Source organism: Roseovarius sp., assembly GCF_965277045.1.
GTDB lineage: Bacteria > Pseudomonadota > Alphaproteobacteria > Rhodobacterales > Rhodobacteraceae > Roseovarius.
Window position 1 is genome coordinate 95,108 of sequence record NZ_OZ255712.1, and the last position, 17,010, is coordinate 112,117.

At 63.5% G+C, this 17,010-nt stretch carries 18 protein-coding genes; 7 read left to right on the top strand and 11 right to left on the bottom strand.

The window, feature by feature from the left end; genetic code table 11:
- Positions 1-23: 23 nt before the first annotated feature.
- A complete protein-coding gene (locus tag ACQY4V_RS00540) occupies positions 24-794 on the top strand; it encodes a hypothetical protein (RefSeq protein WP_428515011.1) in 771 nt (256 codons plus the stop codon).
- Complete coding sequence (locus ACQY4V_RS00545; protein WP_428515012.1) at positions 791-1,588, top strand: pentapeptide repeat-containing protein; 798 nt, start codon at positions 791-793, stop codon at positions 1,586-1,588. The genes ACQY4V_RS00540 and ACQY4V_RS00545 overlap by 4 nt, the downstream gene beginning before the upstream one ends.
- A gap of 450 nt (positions 1,589-2,038) precedes the next feature.
- Here ACQY4V_RS00545 and ACQY4V_RS00550 read toward each other — a convergent pair whose 3' ends face one another.
- The 6 genes from ACQY4V_RS00550 to ACQY4V_RS00575 all read right to left on the bottom strand — a co-directional run bounded on the left by ACQY4V_RS00550 (position 2,039) and on the right by ACQY4V_RS00575 (position 8,248).
- The gene (locus tag ACQY4V_RS00550; RefSeq protein ID WP_428515013.1) at positions 2,039-2,281 is read right to left on the bottom strand and encodes a hypothetical protein; all 243 of its coding nucleotides are present in this window, start codon (positions 2,279-2,281) and stop codon (positions 2,039-2,041) included.
- Positions 2,282-2,289: 8 nt separating this feature from the next.
- Complete coding sequence (locus ACQY4V_RS00555) at positions 2,290-2,556, bottom strand: hypothetical protein (RefSeq protein ID WP_428515014.1); 267 nt, start codon at positions 2,554-2,556, stop codon at positions 2,290-2,292.
- Positions 2,557-2,672: 116 nt separating this feature from the next.
- Positions 2,673-4,628, bottom strand: coding sequence for a TonB-dependent receptor domain-containing protein (locus tag ACQY4V_RS00560; RefSeq protein WP_428515015.1), 1,956 nt, complete (start codon positions 4,626-4,628; stop codon positions 2,673-2,675).
- Positions 4,629-4,838: 210 nt separating this feature from the next.
- Positions 4,839-6,545: a PAS-domain containing protein gene (locus ACQY4V_RS00565; protein ID WP_428515016.1), complete on the bottom strand. Its 1,707-nt coding sequence runs from the start codon at positions 6,543-6,545 to the stop codon at positions 4,839-4,841.
- 2 nt (positions 6,546-6,547) lie between these two features.
- Positions 6,548-7,657 carry an FIST N-terminal domain-containing protein gene (locus ACQY4V_RS00570; RefSeq protein ID WP_428515017.1) on the bottom strand — a complete coding sequence of 370 codons (1,110 nt, stop codon included), beginning with the start codon at positions 7,655-7,657 and terminating at the stop codon, positions 6,548-6,550.
- A 183-nt stretch (positions 7,658-7,840) separates the two neighbouring features.
- The gene (locus ACQY4V_RS00575) at positions 7,841-8,248 is read right to left on the bottom strand and encodes a response regulator transcription factor (RefSeq protein WP_428515018.1); all 408 of its coding nucleotides are present in this window, start codon (positions 8,246-8,248) and stop codon (positions 7,841-7,843) included.
- A gap of 104 nt (positions 8,249-8,352) precedes the next feature.
- On the opposite strand from ACQY4V_RS00575, the gene ACQY4V_RS00580 reads away from it, so the two are divergent.
- The 4 genes from ACQY4V_RS00580 to argE all read left to right on the top strand — a co-directional run bounded on the left by ACQY4V_RS00580 (position 8,353) and on the right by argE (position 11,273).
- Entirely contained in the window at positions 8,353-8,871 is a 519-nt protein-coding gene (locus ACQY4V_RS00580) for a PQQ-binding-like beta-propeller repeat protein (RefSeq protein WP_428515019.1), read from the top strand.
- A gap of 57 nt (positions 8,872-8,928) precedes the next feature.
- Positions 8,929-9,573: a pentapeptide repeat-containing protein gene (locus tag ACQY4V_RS00585; RefSeq protein WP_428515020.1), complete on the top strand. Its 645-nt coding sequence runs from the start codon at positions 8,929-8,931 to the stop codon at positions 9,571-9,573.
- Positions 9,574-9,617: 44 nt separating this feature from the next.
- Positions 9,618-9,968, top strand: coding sequence for a hypothetical protein (locus tag ACQY4V_RS00590; protein WP_428515021.1), 351 nt, complete (start codon positions 9,618-9,620; stop codon positions 9,966-9,968).
- A 180-nt stretch (positions 9,969-10,148) separates the two neighbouring features.
- Positions 10,149-11,273 (top strand): acetylornithine deacetylase, encoded by a 1,125-nt coding sequence (gene argE / locus ACQY4V_RS00595; protein ID WP_428515022.1) that lies wholly within the window; start codon positions 10,149-10,151, stop codon positions 11,271-11,273.
- Positions 11,274-11,323: 50 nt separating this feature from the next.
- On the opposite strand, the gene ACQY4V_RS00600 is transcribed toward argE, so the two are convergent.
- From ACQY4V_RS00600 to ACQY4V_RS00620, 5 genes are all read right to left on the bottom strand, one after another.
- Positions 11,324-12,265 (bottom strand): LysR substrate-binding domain-containing protein, encoded by a 942-nt coding sequence (locus ACQY4V_RS00600; RefSeq protein WP_428515023.1) that lies wholly within the window; start codon positions 12,263-12,265, stop codon positions 11,324-11,326.
- Between the two features lie 32 nt (positions 12,266-12,297).
- Positions 12,298-12,972 (bottom strand): DUF1028 domain-containing protein, encoded by a 675-nt coding sequence (locus tag ACQY4V_RS00605; protein WP_428515024.1) that lies wholly within the window; start codon positions 12,970-12,972, stop codon positions 12,298-12,300.
- Positions 12,969-13,388, bottom strand: coding sequence for a RidA family protein (locus ACQY4V_RS00610; RefSeq protein ID WP_428515025.1), 420 nt, complete (start codon positions 13,386-13,388; stop codon positions 12,969-12,971). The genes ACQY4V_RS00605 and ACQY4V_RS00610 overlap by 4 nt, the downstream gene beginning before the upstream one ends.
- 77 nt (positions 13,389-13,465) lie before the next feature.
- Positions 13,466-14,620, bottom strand: coding sequence for an aromatic ring-hydroxylating oxygenase subunit alpha (locus tag ACQY4V_RS00615; RefSeq protein WP_428515026.1), 1,155 nt, complete (start codon positions 14,618-14,620; stop codon positions 13,466-13,468).
- Between the two features lie 13 nt (positions 14,621-14,633).
- The gene (locus tag ACQY4V_RS00620; RefSeq protein ID WP_428515027.1) at positions 14,634-15,902 is read right to left on the bottom strand and encodes a flavin-containing monooxygenase; all 1,269 of its coding nucleotides are present in this window, start codon (positions 15,900-15,902) and stop codon (positions 14,634-14,636) included.
- 261 nt (positions 15,903-16,163) lie between these two features.
- Between ACQY4V_RS00620 and ACQY4V_RS00625 the strand changes: the two genes are divergently transcribed.
- On the top strand, positions 16,164-17,006 hold the full coding sequence (locus ACQY4V_RS00625) for a transporter substrate-binding domain-containing protein (protein ID WP_152496424.1): 843 nt from the start codon (positions 16,164-16,166) through the stop codon (positions 17,004-17,006).
- The last annotated feature ends 4 nt before the right edge of the window (positions 17,007-17,010 follow it).

The window sequence follows — 17,010 nt, forward strand, 5'->3', positions numbered from 1 at the left end:
ACGCGAGTTGCGAAGGGGAAAGCATGACCACTCAATATAGCAAGCCAAAGATGAACAAGGTTGAGCAAAACCCTCTCTCTGAGCTGGCTGCGCTAAGGTTAGCAATTTCGCCCGACGGCGAGGACTTCGAGGTGGCTTGCCAGTTGAGATTTTCTACGGGCGAAGTGAGCGTTAGCGGGCGGGAATATACTGTAGGTATCTCCGAAGCCAGATTGCAACTTGGCTTGGAGGGATGCGAGACCGCTCTTGGGTGTGACTACGGCAATTCGGAGCTAGCCATAGTCGAGGAAGAAAAGTCGGTTACAACTCAAGCTGGGGCAAGTGGCGCGGTTGGTGGAGCGCTGTCTAAGGATGGCATCGCCATTCCTTCTGTCGCCGCCAATGCCGAAACAGGAAAGGTGTACAACTATACAATCAGCGGGAGGAAGACCCTGCTGCCGATGACAGCGCTTCCGGGAAATGCGTGGAGGATAAAGGTCGCGTCAACGAAGCCGGGAGAACAGCCTGTACTGGATGGAACGGCGATTGACGGCGAGCGTTTATGCCGTCTGTTGCGAAAGGAAGGCGGTAATCGTCTATCTTTGGCTGCAGAGCTTCAGGTGCGAAGGTCCAAAATTACGGTAACGCCGGCCAAAGGCAACAAAGTGGGCAAGTTGTTCAACTTGACGCGCAACAAGGACGCAGTCGTTGCCAAAATCCTGGAAAAGGTGATCCGGCGCGAGGCCTCGACAATTCCTCAAGGCGAAAAGGAAAACGCGGTGGTCGCAGCAAGAACGGAGTTGACGGAAGAATGAACAGTCTGGTCGAGGACTGGCTTACCGACGAAGACCGGCGCTCGATTGCAGCGGTGCTGGCAAGCAAAGCACTGAGGTTTGATCGGCTAATCGAGATTTCTGGCTTGGACCCGAAGGAGGACTTCAAACATAGCAATCTCCGGCGCTTGAACTTTTGCGGAGCAGACCTTCGAGGCTTCGACTTTACGGGAAGCGACTTGAGAGGCTCCGCTGTGGACGAGCGTACAATCATCGACGACACCACTATCCTTGAAGGGGCGGAGATCGATTGGGTAACTGAGCGCGATATCCAAATCGTGCAGTTAATGCAGGAGGTACAGACTGCGTCTACGAGTCAACAAAGAAGAAAAGCTCTTGAGACCCTCGAGAAGAAGTTCGGCAAGACAGATCACGTGATCTCATTTGTCGTGAATGCTGCAGCGGAAGTGACAACTATCGATGCCTACCTAGATTTCGCTGACTTTCTCCCAAGCGGCTTGCAGGGGCAGCATTTGACGAAGCTATGTGATGCGGGGGTCCGTGCCGTAACAAAGAAGATGTCCAAGTCTAGAGCGCGGACAGGACGTGCTACCACGACGATATTTGCGGTATCGGCAATCGTTGACCGACTGGCTGTAGCAGAAGGTTCATTTGCTTCGGATTGGTTCAAGAGCTTGGCTGAGATTATCGACGCAGACACTATGAACGACAAGTTGTCTGGTACCTCAGTGAACATAAATCAGCGCCAAATTGTTGCGGCACTTGATGCGCTCTACGTGAAAAAGGCGCTGTCATCCAACAGCCGCAAGGCTTGATTTGTGTTGGAGCTTAGCGCTTAGTTTGAGACACACATTGGCTGGGCAAAGACACGAGGCTCTTGAGTGGTACACGTTGACCGACAAACGAAAATGGACCACTTTTCCGATGCAAAGCGCTGAAATAATGTGAGTTTCTGGAAATGAGATCGTATCCCTTCGTCTCCGCCACTATACCAGTTTAAGTATCTGAAAAAATTTGTAAATTTTCGGATTCTTTAATTGCAGATTCGGTTCTAGATACGCGTCATTTTAAAACCGACAATGTGGACCGTATCGCGTCTCTCTCGCAAATCGAGATGAACGATGCGGATTTCGGTGGTGATGCACTCGCATCCGGGGTCTGTGCAGTAAGTCTCGGGCACGGAAGCGAGGCATTGAATCCCGGCCCCAAGGTGCCACCGGATCATGCGCTTGACACGCTGAACGTGCCGGAAGGTTCGCGGCGCGTCACGAAAGGATCTGCTGATCACTTTCGCCCACCTTGCCTCCCACGACACATGAGAACCTTGCGGTCGCGGCCTCTCCGACAACGTGGCTGTCTTTCACGATCACACATCGGAGCGCCTGCCCGGACCTTGCATCGGACGTGATGCAGGGCCTCAGGCCGTCCGGGCCGAATTTCGGCGCCAGGTCATATCCCTCTTCGATCTGCTCGACGGTGTCACGTGACGCGAACTTCACTTTGTCCATCTCCGCTCCTAGCGGTTTGACGCCTGCAAAAAATCCTCGAAATCCTGCGCACGCGCGCGAAGGAGGGTGGTTCGGATGCTGATGGCGTGATGGTGCATACGACCGATATGCCATTCTGAACGATGATGCGGCTGCACGATCCTATTGCTCAAGAAGAGCCGTGCATCCAGCGGGACGCGGGCCGTACGCCCGCAGGGAAGGTTTGGAAGGCGCCCGAAGATGACTTGGATGGCGAATGCAGCACTCATCGCGACGGGCGCAATGCCGCGGTTCATGTGCGCCGGAATAGCCACCGCGCGCGGCGGTGGCTGTCTTTTGCATTGGATCGGGGTCTTTGCCTCGCGTGACCGTCTGTTCCGAAAAACGGAACGTCAGGTCCTTGCAGGGCGCATCAGAACTCGAGGTTTGCCGTCAGGCTGACCGAGCGGCCCGGTTCCGTCAACGCGATCACGTTACCCAGCCCGGCCCCGTCCGACGAGCGACTGGTGTAGGTCGCGTCAAAGATGTTGCGCACGTCCAGCCGCATCTGCAACCGGTCGAAGCTGCTTGGCGTGTAGGTCGCGTAGAGGTTGGCGACCTCGTAGCCCGACAGGGGCACCGGCGTGTCGCGGTTCTTGAATGCAATTTCCGCCGTGCCGCCGAGGGTCCACTCGTTGGTGATGTCGACAGCGCCTTCCAGTGCGATCGCCTTGCCGACCGGGCGGCCAAGGTAATAGGCGGTCGAGCCGATTGTCGTGCTGTTCAGGTCCACATCCGCATCGGTATAGTTGGCGCGGATGAACGCGTTGGTCCAGGTGTACCCGACCGACGCTTCCCAGCCCTTCGAGGACAGGTCGGCAATCTCACCCCGGTCGCCGCCCGAGGGCAGCACGGCGTTGATGTCGTTCACGTAGGTTTCGAAGTAGGCACCGCTCAGCTGCCACGGTCCCCGCTCGTAGCGCAGGCCGATCCGGCCCGCATCCGAGCGCGACGTGGTGAACCCGGCATAGGTCCACGGCGCGCCGAAATTGATCAGCGCCGCCTCGCCCAGCTCGTACCCGCCCCAGCTGTGGGCGTAACCCGCGTTCAGGGTCAGCGCGTCGGTGATCTTGAAATCGACCGAGCCGTTGGCGCTGAAGTCGTCATCCTTGAAGGTCTGTCCGTTGGCGGCCTCGAACTCCTGCCAGTCGTAACGCGCGCCATAGGACACCGAGACGCGCTCGCCCACATCCTGCCGCGCCTGCGCGAAAATCCCGATGTTCCAGTGATCCTCTCGCCCGGAACTGCCGAACGCGCCCGGACCGCGGCCGAAGCCCGACGCGGACTCGTCGAAGAAATCGACACCCACCGACAGGTCCCCGCCGGCGATGGCGAAGCGGTTCTTGAACGTCCCGCTGAAGCTTTCGTTCTTGCCGAACACGCCCGACGCGTCGATCTCCTGTTCGTTGTAGCTCAGCTGGAAGAAGGGATCGAACCAGTCCGTGGCACTGTCCCTGGTATAGGTCAGCGTATAGGACGTGCGCTTCGACAGGGCCGGCACGAGCACGCTGGGCCGTCCGGTGACGCCTGCGAAGTCGGGGCGGATGAAGATGATGCCGCCCGGCCCCGCCTGACCGGCCCGCAGGCCGGTGTCCTCGGTCTGGGACGCCGCGAATTCCAGACGGTGCCCCGTGGGCGACGTATAGGCGAACTTGCCCAGGTAGCTGGTCAGATCCGCCTCCGAGCCGGGAACGGTCACGCCGCTGCCATCCTCGTAGCTGCCACTGTCCGACCGCGTGCCGCTGAGCAGGTATTCGAACCCGCCGCTGCGCCCGAAGAGCGTCAGCCCGGCGCGCACCTGGTCCTCGTTCGTTCCGAAGGTCAGCGTCGTCATGCCGCCGAAATTGTCGCCATCCGCCAAAAGGTCGGCGGCGTCCTTGGTCTCGTAGGCCAGCGACCCGGCCAGCGCGTTCGGTCCCGCATCCGCCGGCGCCAGGCCCTTGCTGACCTCGACCGATTTCAGCAGTGCGGGGTCGATCAGCACGTTGCCCGTGTGGTGAAACGCCGACTTGTTCTGCCGTGCGCCGTCGATTGTGACCGACAGCAGGCTTTCCTCGACGCCGTTGACGAAGACCTTGTTGGCAATCGCCGCGCCGCCGCTGGTGGTGACCGAGGTTTCCCCGTCGAACACGTCGCGGATCGATTGCGGATTGCGCTGTTCGATCTCTTCTTCCGAGATCTCGTCATTGCCCAGAAGCGCTTGCGCTTCCGGCGAGCCGATGCGGATCGTTCCGAGGAAAGTGGCGTCGTCGGCGTCCTGCGCAAAGGCGGCAGGCACGGGAAGAAAAGCGGTCGTGATCAGCAGAATGCCGAGGCGAGAGAGGTACATGACTGTGTCCCATTTCAATCGTGTCGAAGCTGGGTACGTGCGGTCATGCTTCCCTGGCGGTTCTGCCGAGACGTTTAAGGCGCTGCGCGCAAAGCGCAAGGTCCCTGCGGTGCCAAGCACAGGCCGGTCTGGCATTTTTGCATCAATGTCGCCTGGGGGCGCGAGACGAAAAGACCTCGGCGTTACGTGCCACGCCGCATCTGTCGCATTTCAGTCGGATCGGTTGCCGGTAACGGCCAGAAAGCCCAGAAGCTCGCGGGCGGGAACAGGCTTGGGAATGAACGTCCAGCCTTCGGTCGCGCATTCGCTTCTCAACCATGGCGAGCGGTTGGCGGAGATCACGCAGGTCGGGCAGGGGCCGTAGCACGCATGGAGGGCGAGGGCCGTGTCGAGCCCGTTTTCCGCGTTCCCCAGCTGATAATCCATGATGATGGCGTCAGGAATGATGTCCACTTCGTCGAGAAGCGCGCTCGCCTGGGCCAAGCTTGCGGCGTCCAGGGCGCTGACACCCCAGCGTTCGAGCAGCGCGACCAGAGCGTTGCGTATTCCGTCATCGTCGTCGACGATCAGAACCAGCAGGCTTGGGGGCAGGTTTGCGACGGGAAGTTCCGGAAGCCCCCGCGATGCGGCGTTTGCCTGGGTCTGCTGCGCCGCGCCGCGCAGCGTCACGATGAACCCGCTGCCCCGGTACGGTTGTGAGCGCAGGCTGATCCTGTGTCCTAGGCGCGCACAGGCCCGTTCCACGATCGCGAGACCGAGCCCCATGCCCTCGGCGGCCGACGCGCAGCGGTTCAATCTCCTGAATTCCTCGAAGATCACGCCGCGATCCTCTTCGCGGATGGTTCTGGCGGCGACCCTGGCCTCGAGTTCTTCGTTTGCGCGCACCAGGTCGCGGGCGTTGCGCCGTTCGGCGGTCATGTCGGTGAAAGAGACGATGAAGCCGTCGTCGGGAAGGCGCTGGGAAAACATGTCGAGAATTCGGCCGGTCGCGGTTTGGGTGAGTTCGAACGAGATCGGCGAACGGGGTGTCGAGCCACGGACCCATAACGCCAGGCGCCGTTCCTCTTCGCGGTTGGCCATGTGAAAGTTCTGCGAGAGATGTTCGGCCATGTGAGCGAAGGGCATTCCGAGGCCAAAGGCGTGCGGCGACAAGGCCGTCAGGGTCTTGAGGCGGCTGTTCCATCCCGCGAGTTGCGCCTTGGCGTCGAATATCGCCACCCCCTGGTCAAGATGGTCCAGCGTGGCCCGGATCATGCGGCTTTGACTGTCCAGAAGCCGCTCGCGCTGCTCGCGCTCGGTGCGCATGAGGTCGGTCACGTCGGTCTGGATGATCGCTGTTCCCGCGTTGGCGGTGCGATGCTCCGAGATCTGCAGCCAGCGATCGTCCTTGAGCGCCAGGTTGAAGATCATGTGTTCCTGGCGGTGCCGGCCCAGCCGGCCGTTCACCCACTCTCCGCTGTCCGTATCGGGTGGCAGGTACAAGGCCCGGCTCTGACTGACGATTTCGACATATTCGTCGAATCTGAGGCCGGGCTTCAGCCTTGCGCGGACATCCGGCATCTGCCAGCAGAAGCGCCGGTTGAACAGCAAAAGCACGTCTTCTTCGTTGAAGAGTGCGAAGCCTTCCTGCACCGCTTCGATCGCATCCGACAGGTCGCGGCGGGCGGCCTCGACCTCGTTGTTCGCGGCGGACAGGCGTTCATTGGATTCGTTCAGAAGATCAAGGGCACGCTCCAGTTCCTGAGTGCGGGAGCGGACCTGATCCTCGAGCACCACGGCACGTTCGAACTGGGCATATGCCGCACCGTCCCGATCGGCGTGGCTCTCGACGCGGCGCATGAGGACGGCGCTGATGGCGCGTAGGCGTTCGAACTGAACTTCGAGCGGTTCGCGCGGATCGACGAGATTGTCAAACATCGTCAGTCGTCCTCGGGCGCATAGATCGCAACGCCGGTCATGGTGAGGTTGACATGCATGGCGCCGAACTGTTCGCCGTAGGTGGAAAAGCCGACGACGCGGTTGCGCCTGAGAACCTCCGAAACGGCAAGGCTGCGCTGTTTCTGGTGGGCTTCGATCCGGCGCAGGATGCAATCGCAGGCCTGAATGCTGTCCAGCCGGCCGCCGTGGTTCAGGGTTTCGAAGTCTTCGGCGAGGGTCTGCGCGATCTCGCGCGGTTCGGCCAGGGTCAGGACGACGCCTTCGTCTATTGCGAAAAAGAAGATCAGGTCGTCGCCGTCGACCTGCTGGATGGACCGCACGTGATACCGGCCGCCGATGCGCACGACGAGCCGATGGGCTGCAAAGGTGAACGGGTCGAGCTGGGTCTGGTCCTTGCCGAGGATGCGCGCGTATTCCCGCGCGGCGGGGGCGGCGTTGATCTCTTGCACGCGGCGCGCGGCGGCGTTGGCACGGGTGACGACCATGCGTTGATCGGCGGGGTCGAGGTGGTTGAAGCTGAACACCTTGATAGGGCAGCGGGTCCGCAAAAAGGTCAGCAGTGCGGCGTTCTTCTGCACCTTTCCATCGCGGTAGAACAGGCTTTGCCTGAACCGCGTGCCGTCCCAGGCGGAGCCTCCGAACAGCGGTACCGGTCCGAGGCCTCGGGCCAGCACGTTCATCAGCGCGTCCTCGCGCAGGGATGTTCCGTCGACCAGAAGAAATGCGAATTCGTTCTCGAAATCGGGGCTGTCTTTTTCCAGGTCCCGGCGGGTCCGGATCATGTGCTCGATCAGGGCCGTGGGTGCGGTCTCGTCGAGGTTCTCGATGGTAACGACACTGGCCTCAAAATGGCTTCGCGGCAGGCCGATGCCCACGATGCCGTCCTCGACATAGCCGCCGGCAATTTCGCCGGCGGTGGTGCACCCAAGGACCTGCGTGCCCGGAAACAGAAGGTTTGCTTCATCCATCGCCGCGGAAAAATCCGCGCGGGGCGAGACGAACAGGATGGCAAGCGCCAGATCGTCACCAAGGTCGCGAAAAAGCTGCGTGACCGCGTCGGGCGCATCGGATGCGACATGGGCGGACCGCATCAGCGATGCGCCCTGCCGGGCCGCCCGAGACAGCGCCTGCGATGCCGCTTCAGATGATCCAGGCCGCGCCCGAACCGCGTCGAGCGTGCCCTCCTCCCCATGAGCGGACGACCTCCCGTTCTTTTCGTCCATCTCATGCCTAGTCTTGCTTGTGGGCCCCCGCGTCAGGGCCGGTGAATTACGTCATGGGGCAGACAGGTTGTCAAACTTAGCGGACTGCGCGATCAGAACGGCCTGCGTCCGGTTTTGAACCCCCAGCTTGCGCATCATGACGGTGACATGGGCCTTGACCGTCGCTTCGCTGATCGGAAGATCGAAGGCGATCTGCTTGTTCAGCTTGCCCTTGCAGATCAGCCTCAGGATACGGGCTTGCTGCTCGGTCAGGTTTTGCAGTCGTTCCAACGGTGTAGGCTTGTCGCCGGGGCACTTGGAGACATTGAAGATGAAGCCCTCGGGCAGGAATGTCCGCCCTTCGGAGATCGCCCGCAGGGCCGCCTGGAACACCGCGCGTTGACTGTGCTTGGGAACATAGCCGGCCGCGCCGACCTCGATGGCCGCGCCGATGATCTTGCTGTCGGTGATGGACGACACGATCAGGATATCGGCCTCGCCGCCGCATTCCTCACCCTCAACAGGCTGTCTAGCCCGTCGGAATCCGGCAGGTTGAGATCCAGCAGGGCAAGAACTGGAACCCGATGGCCTATAGCCAGGACACCGGCCTCTTCTACGTGCCGGCGAACAACTGGACCGAGGATTACTGGACCGAGAACATCACCTACCAGGCCGGCGGGGCCTATCTGGGGCAAGGGTCCCGCATCAAGCGGCTCTACGATGATCACATCGGCACGCTGCGGGCCTATGATCCGGCGACCGGCGAGAAGGTCTGGGAGCATAACGAGGAGTTCCCGCTCTGGGCCGGCGTGCTGGCGACGGCTGGCGATGTGGTCTTCACCGGCACCTCTGACGGCTATGTCAAAGGCTTCCATTCCGAGACCGGCGAGCAACTGTGGGAGTTCAACACAGGGTCCGGCGTGATTTCGCAGCCCATCACAAGGGAGATGGAGGGAAAGCAGTATCTCGGTATCGCGTCGGGATATGGCGGTGCGGTTCCGCTCTGGGGTGGTGACATGGCCACACTGACCGCGCAGGTCAGCCAGGGGGGATCGTTCTGGGTCTTCGAGGTGCCGGACGAACTTCTTGCGAGCGCACAGTAAGGCAAACAAGGAAGGGCGGCATGAAGCCGCCTTTCACCCTGTGCAAGGAGAGAGTGAATGCTGAAGGCCAGCTTTTGTGCGGTTTGGGTCCTGCCCCTGGCGATCGCCGCCGCCGCCTCCGCCGAGACCCGTTTTGACACGCCATTGGAACCGGGCGCGCGGGACTATCCCGTGGTCGTGGACACGGACGCGCCGCGCGAAGGTCCGCTGGTGATCGGCAACTGTACGCTCGAACCCGGTGCGGACTGTCCGGGTGTCGACCTGTCCCATGCCGATCTTCGGGGCGTGCAGCTGACCGGAGCGAACCTGCGCGGCGCGAAGTTGACGCGGGCCGACCTGTCGGGCTCGGTCCTGAAGGGAGTGGATTTTACCGGCGCCGACCTGCGCGGTGCGGTTCTGACGAAATCCTTCATGCAGGGGATTACGGCGACCGACGCCGACTTTACCGGCGCGAACCTGGACTTTTCCCGCCTGGCCGGTGCCGAGCTTCAGGGGGCGAACCTGACCGCGGCCTCGATGGAGGCCTCGTGGGCGCCGAAGGTCCGGCTGGTCGGCGCCACGATCCGGGCGTCGAACCTGCAGGAAACGAAATTCTACAATGCCGACCTTGCCGAAGCCGTGATGGAGGACAACAACATCCGGTTTGCGATCTGGGAAGGCGCGCACATGGAGAACTGCCAGGGATGTCCGGTCGACTGGTAGGCGCGTGCGCCCTGATTATTGGCTGGCTTGCCCCGTCCCAGGTCTTGGCCGACCCTGTTGCGGCCGGCCTGAATGCCTGCCGTGACATCGCGTCCGACGCCAGGCGATTGGCGTGTTTCGACGAACTGGCGGCGGCGGAGGATGCCGAGGAATTCACCGGGTCGGGCAGCGGGGTGACGCCGCAATTCGATGTTGCCACGCCGCGCCTGATGACCTTTGAAAGCAGCGACGCGGTAATGGTGGTCTACCTGTTGAATGAGCGCGTCGAGGTGGTGCAGAACCTGCATAGGGGCGGCAAGGGCCAGGGGTATTTCCTGATCGAGATGCCGGGGCGTTACCACGTCCAGGTCAACGCGACCGGGCGCTGGAAAATCCGCGTCCGACGGGCGCGTTGACCGATTGACCCGGCGCCGAATGACGACGGCCCATGCTGCGAAGACGGCTGTCGGGACTGTCGCTCGTCCCTCGCGCCCCTCGAAGCCATGCGCTGGGTGCGGGGATGCGGCGGCCCCTTTCGTTTTGTGCCAGGATTTGGCATGTCTTTGCTTCGCCCTGCAAGAGGAGGCATCCGGACCATGCCGTTTTCACGAACGCCGCGGGATACGCTCACAGCCCTTGTTGGATACGACAGCGTTGTCGGCCGACCGAACCTGTCGCTGATCGAGGCGGTGGCCGACTGGCTGGAGGGGCATGGCATCGCCTGCCGCGTTCTCATCGGGCCGGAAGGCGACCGCGCCAATCTTTTCGCCACGATCGGAGACGCGGAACGGCCCGGCTATGTCCTGTCGGGCCATGTCGACGTGGTTCCGGCAGAAGAGCCGGAATGGCAGGCCGACCCTTTCACGCTGCGCCACGCGGGGGATCGGCTGATCGGGCGGGGGGCCTGCGACATGAAAGGGTTCGTCGCCGCGGTGCTTTCGGCCGCACCGGACATGGTGTCGCTGGCCCCGGAGGTGCCGATACACATCGCGCTGTCCTATGACGAAGAGGCCGGATGTCGCGGCGTGCCGCACCTGATCGAGGCGTTGCCCGAATTGTGCGCGCCGCCGCTTGGCTGCATCGTCGGAGAACCCACGGGCCTGGTGCCGGTGCTGGCCCACAAGGGCAAGGCCGCGTTGCGGCTGTGCGCGACGGGGCGGGCGGGCCACAGCGCGCGCCCGGATCTGGGGGAGAACGCGATTCACAAGCTGCTGCCGGTTCTGGCCGCGGCCGAAGCTCAGGCCCGCGCATTGCAGGAGGATGGCCCGCGGGACGACCGTTTCGCCCCGCCTTGGTCCAGCCTTCAGGTGGGCACCATCGCAGGGGGGCAGGCGCTGAACATCATTCCCGAGCGTGCCGAGGCGGAGGTCGAGGCCCGCGCCATCGCGGGCGCCGATCCTCGTGCGCTTCTGACGCCGGTCCTGGCCGCGGCGGAAACCGCCGGCGTCGAGGCCACGTGGCTGTCGACCTATCCGCCCCTCGCGCTGGAGGCCAGCGACGCGCTGGCCGGCATGGTGACGGAGGTCTCGGGCCAAACCCCGGCCGCGGCCGTGAGTTTCGGCACCGAAGCGGGGTTGTTCCAGCAAGCGGGGATTCCGTCGATCATTTGCGGCCCCGGCGACATGGCGCGCGCGCATCGACCCGAGGAATACCTGACGGTCGCGGAACTGGAGGCGTGCCACGCGATGATCCTGAGCTTCGCCCGGCGCTGCGCAGCCTGACACGTGGGGGCGTCAGGCAAGGTCGCCGCTGTCCCGGCACGTCCGGTTCCTCACGAACCATCGGCGGCGGGCAGTTCGGCCCTGCAATGGTCGAGAAACGCGGCGCTTGTCCGGCTGTTCGTCAGCCCCTGCAAGCCCAGTACGCCCATCGCCATGGGGGCGATATCGCCCGTCAGCGGAACGAAGCTGAGAGGCTTGCCATCGGGCGCGGTGGTATTGAGCGGCCGGAAGTTGGCGATGGAATAGCCGAACCCGTTGGCCACGAGACTGCGCATCACGGCCATGTCGCGGGTCCGCTCGGCAATGGTGGGGCGCAGGTCGGCACGGGTGAAGAAGGCAAGGAAGTAATCGGCGCTCATCGGCAGGTCCAGCAGGACCATCGGATGCGGAGCAAGGTCGCGCACCGTGAGGCTGTCTCGCCCCGCAAGCGGGTGGTCCGGGGGCAAAAGGACAAACGGCGCGAGGTCGCGGATCGGATGAAATTCAAGGTCGGCAGGCAGGGTCATGTCATAGGTCAGGGCCAGGTCGATCTCGCCACGGCGCAGACCCGCGAAGATGTCGCTTTGGGTCAGTTCCACCTGGCTCATGCGGACATCGGGATAGCGGGCCTCGAAGCTGCGGCGCAGGCTCGGCAGGACGATCTGGGCGAAGGTCACAAGGCAACCGACCCGAAGCGGCCCCTGCACTGTACCAGACACGGCGCCAGCGAGGCGGGTGAGTTCGGTCGCCTCGCTCAGCACCGTCTGCGCCTGTGCCGAAAGGGTGCGGCCCGCCTCCGTCAGGCGCAACCCCTGGGCGTGCTGACGCACGAACAGCGACAGGCCAAGCTCTGCCTCGAGCTGGGAAATGGCGGCGGAAATCGACGGCGAGGACACGTTCAGCTTCTGGCTGGCCGCGGCGATGCTGCCGCTTTCCCCGGCGGTGACGAAATACTCTAGCTGACGCAGGGTGAACCTGAGGGGCATGGGCGGGCTCTTGCTGGGTCCGGCCATGGTGGCGTTTTCGCGGGTCGTCGTCCAGTGCCTCAATCGTCGCCGGGCACGCCGTAGGACGGCGCCTCGCGCGGGTCGAGCGCGCGTTGCACATAGGCGTCGATCTGGGGCTTGTAGACGGCCCATGCGGCGGCGATAGCCTCGATCGGGCAGTCCTCGGTCCAGTCGCAGCGCAGGTCGGCCACCGGCCAGGCGACGCGGTCCACGATCTTCATGCCCGCCGAATGCACCGGCCCGGCCTCGCCCCCTGCCGCAAGCCCGGCGCGCATGGCCGCCAGCAGGCGGTCGCCGATATGGCCCCTGGCCTCGGTGAAGCCCGCGACAATGGCGGCGGGGACGTCCTCGTTGGCCAGAAGATTGCCGCCCGAGGCCACGTCGGGCCCTTCGGCCTGGGTCCAGATGCCCAGCGAGTTGGGGCCGGAATGGATCGCGGTGCGGCCCTCGGCGTCGACGGCCAGTACCTGACGGTACTGGATGAAGGCGCCGCGCTTTTGCACCACTGCGATGGCGTCGGGCGCGGACAACCCGCTTTCCATCAGGTCGAGTGTGAGGGGGCCAAGCGTCGGGTCGGTCACGTTCTGAGAGGCGACAGCGCCAACGCCGGCCCGCGCGTAGGAACAGCGCGCCGCGACGGCGGGCGACGACGACGATATGGCGATGCCGAACATGCCGGTCTCGGCGCAGCGGGCGACGAGGGAAAATGTCATGCCGGGATCACCGCCGTGCCGTCGATCTCGACCAGCCATTCCGGTCGGGCCAGCGCCTGCACCACCAAGCCGGTGGACACCGGGTGCACGCCCTTGATGTATTCGCCCATGGTCCTGTAGACCGCCTCGCGGTGGCGAACATCGGTGATGTAGACCACGACCTTGACCAGGTGGCTCATATCGCCGCCCGCCTCCTCGATCAGCTGGCGGATGTTCTGCATCACCTTGTGGGTCTGCTCGACCGGGTCGTGGCTGTCGATATTCTTGGCGTCATCCAGGTTCTGCGGACATTGGCCGCGCAGCCAGACGATCTTGCCCGAGCCTTCGGTCACCACGGCCTGACACAGGTCGTTGTCGAGGCTTTGTTCCGGGTAGGTGTCCGAGGTGTTGAACTTGCGGATGCGGGTGTGGGCCATGCGGGGCTGCTCCGTTACATGTGATGGTTTGGCCATAGCCGATAAGGGCGGGGATGTCAGGCCGCTTGCCTGCGCTGTCAGAGTTTCGGCTCGAAGCCGGGGTCGATCCGGTTCATCAGGTATTGCGCGAAGTCGAAATTGGGCCGTTCGAGATGCGACAGGTGCCCCGGCTCGGCCCCGTCGGCGCAAAGCCCGCGATAGACCTTCTCGGTACAGCCGCGATCCTCGATATTGACGTCGTCCAGCAGGGCCTTGAGATCGGCCAGGTTCTGCTCGGCCTCGGCGTCGCCGGCGTAATCGTTCGACATGCCGCCGCCGAACCGGATGCGCACCTGCGACGGCCCCTCGGGATGCAGGCTGAGATACCAGAAATAGCCCGGGGTCAGGGTGATCATCAGGCTGGGATAAACCGCGATAAGATAGGTCATGCGGCGCTCATCGCCCTCCAGGCGCGTGTTGCTCGGGTGCGCCATGGCGATGCGCAGGGAGTCGTCCTTGAGGATCGTGTGATAGTTGAAGGCGTCGTGACCCGGAGGGCAGACCATCTCGTCGAGTTTGGACAGGCCGCCGATGGTGCCCGCGTGGCAGACCGGCAGATGATAGCTTTCCATGAAATTCTCGGCCAGCACCTTCCAGTTCGTGTCCCAGACATGCTCCTCGAAAAAGGTCTCGGTGTAGTTGGTCATGTCGTAGCCGGCGATCATCCGCTCCAGTTCCGACAGGCGGGAGGCGACGGGCTCGACCTCCGGGTTCAGGGTGATGAAGACCCAGCCCAGCCATTCCTCGCAGCGGATCTCGGGCAGGGCGTAGTCGGATTTGCAGAAGCCGGAATTGCCGGACATGGCGGGCGCGCCGCGCAGTGATCCGTCGAGATTGTAGGTCCAGGCGTGGTAGGGGCAAACGATGGATTTCGTATGCCCGCGGCCGTGCAGGAGCGTCGACATGCGGTGGCGGCAGACATTCGAAAAGGCCTTCAGGCCGCCCTCGCGGTCGCGCAGCACGATGACGGGCTGGTCGGCCAGCTCGCAGGTGACGTAGTCGCCCGGCTTGGCCAGCGCGTCGGCCCGCCCGACGCAGAACCACTCCTTGCGGAAGATATGCTCGATCTCGGCCTGCAGGAACGCGTCGGTTTCGTAGACCTCGGGCGGCATGGCGCGGGCCTGCTCGAACGGCGCCGAGACATTGGCGCGCAGGGCGTCGATCGGGTTGGCGATGGGCTTGGCAAGGGTCATACTGTGGCTCCGGTCATTCGGCTGCGGCGGCACTGGGCATAGGGCGATAGTCGCGATAGGTGCGCTGGATCGCGATCTGGTCGGCGACATGCGCCGCGTCGTGCCACACCCCCCAGATAAAGGTCGAACCGCGCCGCGACTGCCAGGGCAGGCCGAGGAAGTAGATGCCCGGCTCTTGCGACACGCCGCGATTGTGAATTGGCGCGCCCTGGGCGTCGAACGTGTCGACCTTCATCCAAGAGAAATCCTGGCGATAGCCGGTGGCCCAGATGAGGGTGCCGATGCCTTCGGCTGCAAGGTCCAGCGTGCGGACCGGGTTGGTCAGGCAGTCGGGGTCGGGCAGGAACTCTCGCGCTTGCGGCTCCTCCGGCAGGTCGAGGCCGTGGCGCGCGGCATAGGCGTCGCACTGGTCGAGCAGGTCGATGTAGTAATCGTCGCCCGCCTTCATGTTGGCCTGCAGGTCGTCGCCGATGATCAGCTTGCCGTCCTTGAAGTCGTTGGCGCGGCCCAGAAGCGTCATGCCCGCGTGGGCCAGCCTGCGGAAGTCCACCGTTTTGCCGCCTTCGGCGCCGCTGACCGAAATTGTTACATGCTCGGTGCCCGGCGCCTTGGCGGGGACGTCCCACAGGCCCAGAACGCCCAGCCACCAGCAATAGTCGCGGCCCCGGTACATGCGCGGCGGGCGGTCATGCGGCCCGACGCAAAGGAATACCTTGCGGCCCGCGCGTTGCAACTCGTCGGCGATCTGCCCGCCAGAGGATCCGGCACCCACCACCAGCACGGCCCCCTCGGGCAAGGCCTCGGGGTTGCGGTAGTCGGCGGAGTGCACTTGCGTCACGCCCGCGCTGCCCGGGACGATGTCGGGGATCACCGGATGCTGGAACGCGCCGGTGGCGGCCACGACCGAACCGGCCTCGATCACGCCGTCCGAGGTGGTCACGGTAAAGCCGGGGCGGCCTTCGTTGCGCTCCAGCCGGGTGACCTCGACGCCGGTGCGGATGGGGGCGTCAATCATCCTTGCGTAATCGGCCATGTAACCGGCCACCTCTTCCTTGGGCGGAAAGGCTTCGGGGTGCGAGGCCGTGAATTCCATGTTGGGGAACCGGTCGTGCCAGGCCGGGCCGTTCGCCACCAGCGAGTCCCAGCGCCGGGTGCGCCACGCCTCGGCGATGCGGTGCTTTTCCAGGACCAGATGCGGGATGGTGTTACGGCTGAGATGCTCGCTCATGGCGATCCCGGCCTGACCGGCGCCGACCACGAGTGTGTCGATATAGTCCGTCATGTCGTACCTTTCGCAAAGGGGTTGCACAGTGGTGCCACGACCCCGGCGGCCGCGAAAGAAAAACGTCCCTTAGGCTTGGTTAGGATGTGCCTAAGCAAGCTGCCTGAGGCGTGGATGGGCGGACAAGCCCTTGGTCTGCCTGAAAAGGTTGCAGCGGGCAAAGACCCCGGGGTCGTTGGAATGGGAGTGGTTGACGCAACGCGAGCGACGCACCAAGCTGCCGGCATTAACCAATCTTAAAACACCAATGGGGAGACTGTTATGACGAAACCGATCATGAGGGCGATTCTCGGCAGCGCCGCGCTGGGCGCCATCGCAAGCACCGCCACCGCGCAGGACTGCACCAACGAAACCTGGAAGAAGGTGATGGAACGCGGCACGCTGACGGTGGGCGTCAAGGCCGACTACAAGCCCTGGGGCTTTCGCGACAGCGACGGCAATGTCGTCGGCATGGAAGTGGACATGGCGCAGGACGTGGCCGACAAGATGGGCGTCGAGCTGGAACTGGTGCCGGTCGTGTCGTCGAACCGGATGCAGTTTCTGGAACAAGGTCAGATCGACCTGATGATCGCCACAATGACCGACCGCCCCGACCGGCGCGAGATCGTGGGCATCGTCGGCCCCAACTACTATACCTCGGGTACGAACGTGATGGCGCCCAAGGCGCTGGAATTCACCGAGTGGAGCGATCTTTCGGGCAAGCCCGTCTGCGGCATCCAGGGGGCGTTCTACAACAAGATCGTCGAGGACCGTTACGACATCGAAGTGGTGGCGTTCTCGGGCACGGCCGAAGCCAAACAGGCGCTGCGCGACAAGAAATGCGTGGCCTTCGTCTATGACGACAGCTCGATCGGGTCCGACATCGCCTCTGGCAACTGGGACGATTTCGAGATGCCGCTGGCGTCCGAAGACGACGCGCCCTGGGGCCTTGCCGTGCCCAAGGCCGAAGAGGACTGCATCTTCGGCAACTTCATGTCGGGCGTGCAGTACAACTGGCACCGCGACGGCACGCTGATCGAGCTGGAGGAGAAGTGGGGCATCAAGCCGACGCAATACCTTCAGACCATGTCCGAGAAGATGGCCGACCACCTGGCCGAAGAGTAAGCCT

Coding starts and splice junctions, on each gene's coding strand:
- ACQY4V_RS00540 (WP_428515011.1), top strand. CDS start 24: ATGACCACTCAATATAGCAAGCCAAAGATGAACAAGGTTGAGCAAAAC.
- ACQY4V_RS00545 (WP_428515012.1), top strand. CDS start 791: ATGAACAGTCTGGTCGAGGACTGGCTTACCGACGAAGACCGGCGCTCG.
- ACQY4V_RS00550 (WP_428515013.1), bottom strand. CDS start 2,281: ATGGACAAAGTGAAGTTCGCGTCACGTGACACCGTCGAGCAGATCGAA.
- ACQY4V_RS00555 (WP_428515014.1), bottom strand. CDS start 2,556: ATGAACCGCGGCATTGCGCCCGTCGCGATGAGTGCTGCATTCGCCATC.
- ACQY4V_RS00560 (WP_428515015.1), bottom strand. CDS start 4,628: ATGTACCTCTCTCGCCTCGGCATTCTGCTGATCACGACCGCTTTTCTT.
- ACQY4V_RS00565 (WP_428515016.1), bottom strand. CDS start 6,545: ATGTTTGACAATCTCGTCGATCCGCGCGAACCGCTCGAAGTTCAGTTC.
- ACQY4V_RS00570 (WP_428515017.1), bottom strand. CDS start 7,657: ATGCGGTCCGCCCATGTCGCATCCGATGCGCCCGACGCGGTCACGCAG.
- ACQY4V_RS00580 (WP_428515019.1), top strand. CDS start 8,353: ATGGCCTATAGCCAGGACACCGGCCTCTTCTACGTGCCGGCGAACAAC.
- ACQY4V_RS00585 (WP_428515020.1), top strand. CDS start 8,929: ATGCTGAAGGCCAGCTTTTGTGCGGTTTGGGTCCTGCCCCTGGCGATC.
- argE (WP_428515022.1), top strand. CDS start 10,149: ATGCCGTTTTCACGAACGCCGCGGGATACGCTCACAGCCCTTGTTGGA.
- ACQY4V_RS00600 (WP_428515023.1), bottom strand. CDS start 12,265: ATGGCCGGACCCAGCAAGAGCCCGCCCATGCCCCTCAGGTTCACCCTG.
- ACQY4V_RS00605 (WP_428515024.1), bottom strand. CDS start 12,972: ATGACATTTTCCCTCGTCGCCCGCTGCGCCGAGACCGGCATGTTCGGC.
- ACQY4V_RS00610 (WP_428515025.1), bottom strand. CDS start 13,388: ATGGCCCACACCCGCATCCGCAAGTTCAACACCTCGGACACCTACCCG.
- ACQY4V_RS00615 (WP_428515026.1), bottom strand. CDS start 14,620: ATGACCCTTGCCAAGCCCATCGCCAACCCGATCGACGCCCTGCGCGCC.
- ACQY4V_RS00620 (WP_428515027.1), bottom strand. CDS start 15,902: ATGACGGACTATATCGACACACTCGTGGTCGGCGCCGGTCAGGCCGGG.
- ACQY4V_RS00625 (WP_152496424.1), top strand. CDS start 16,164: ATGACGAAACCGATCATGAGGGCGATTCTCGGCAGCGCCGCGCTGGGC.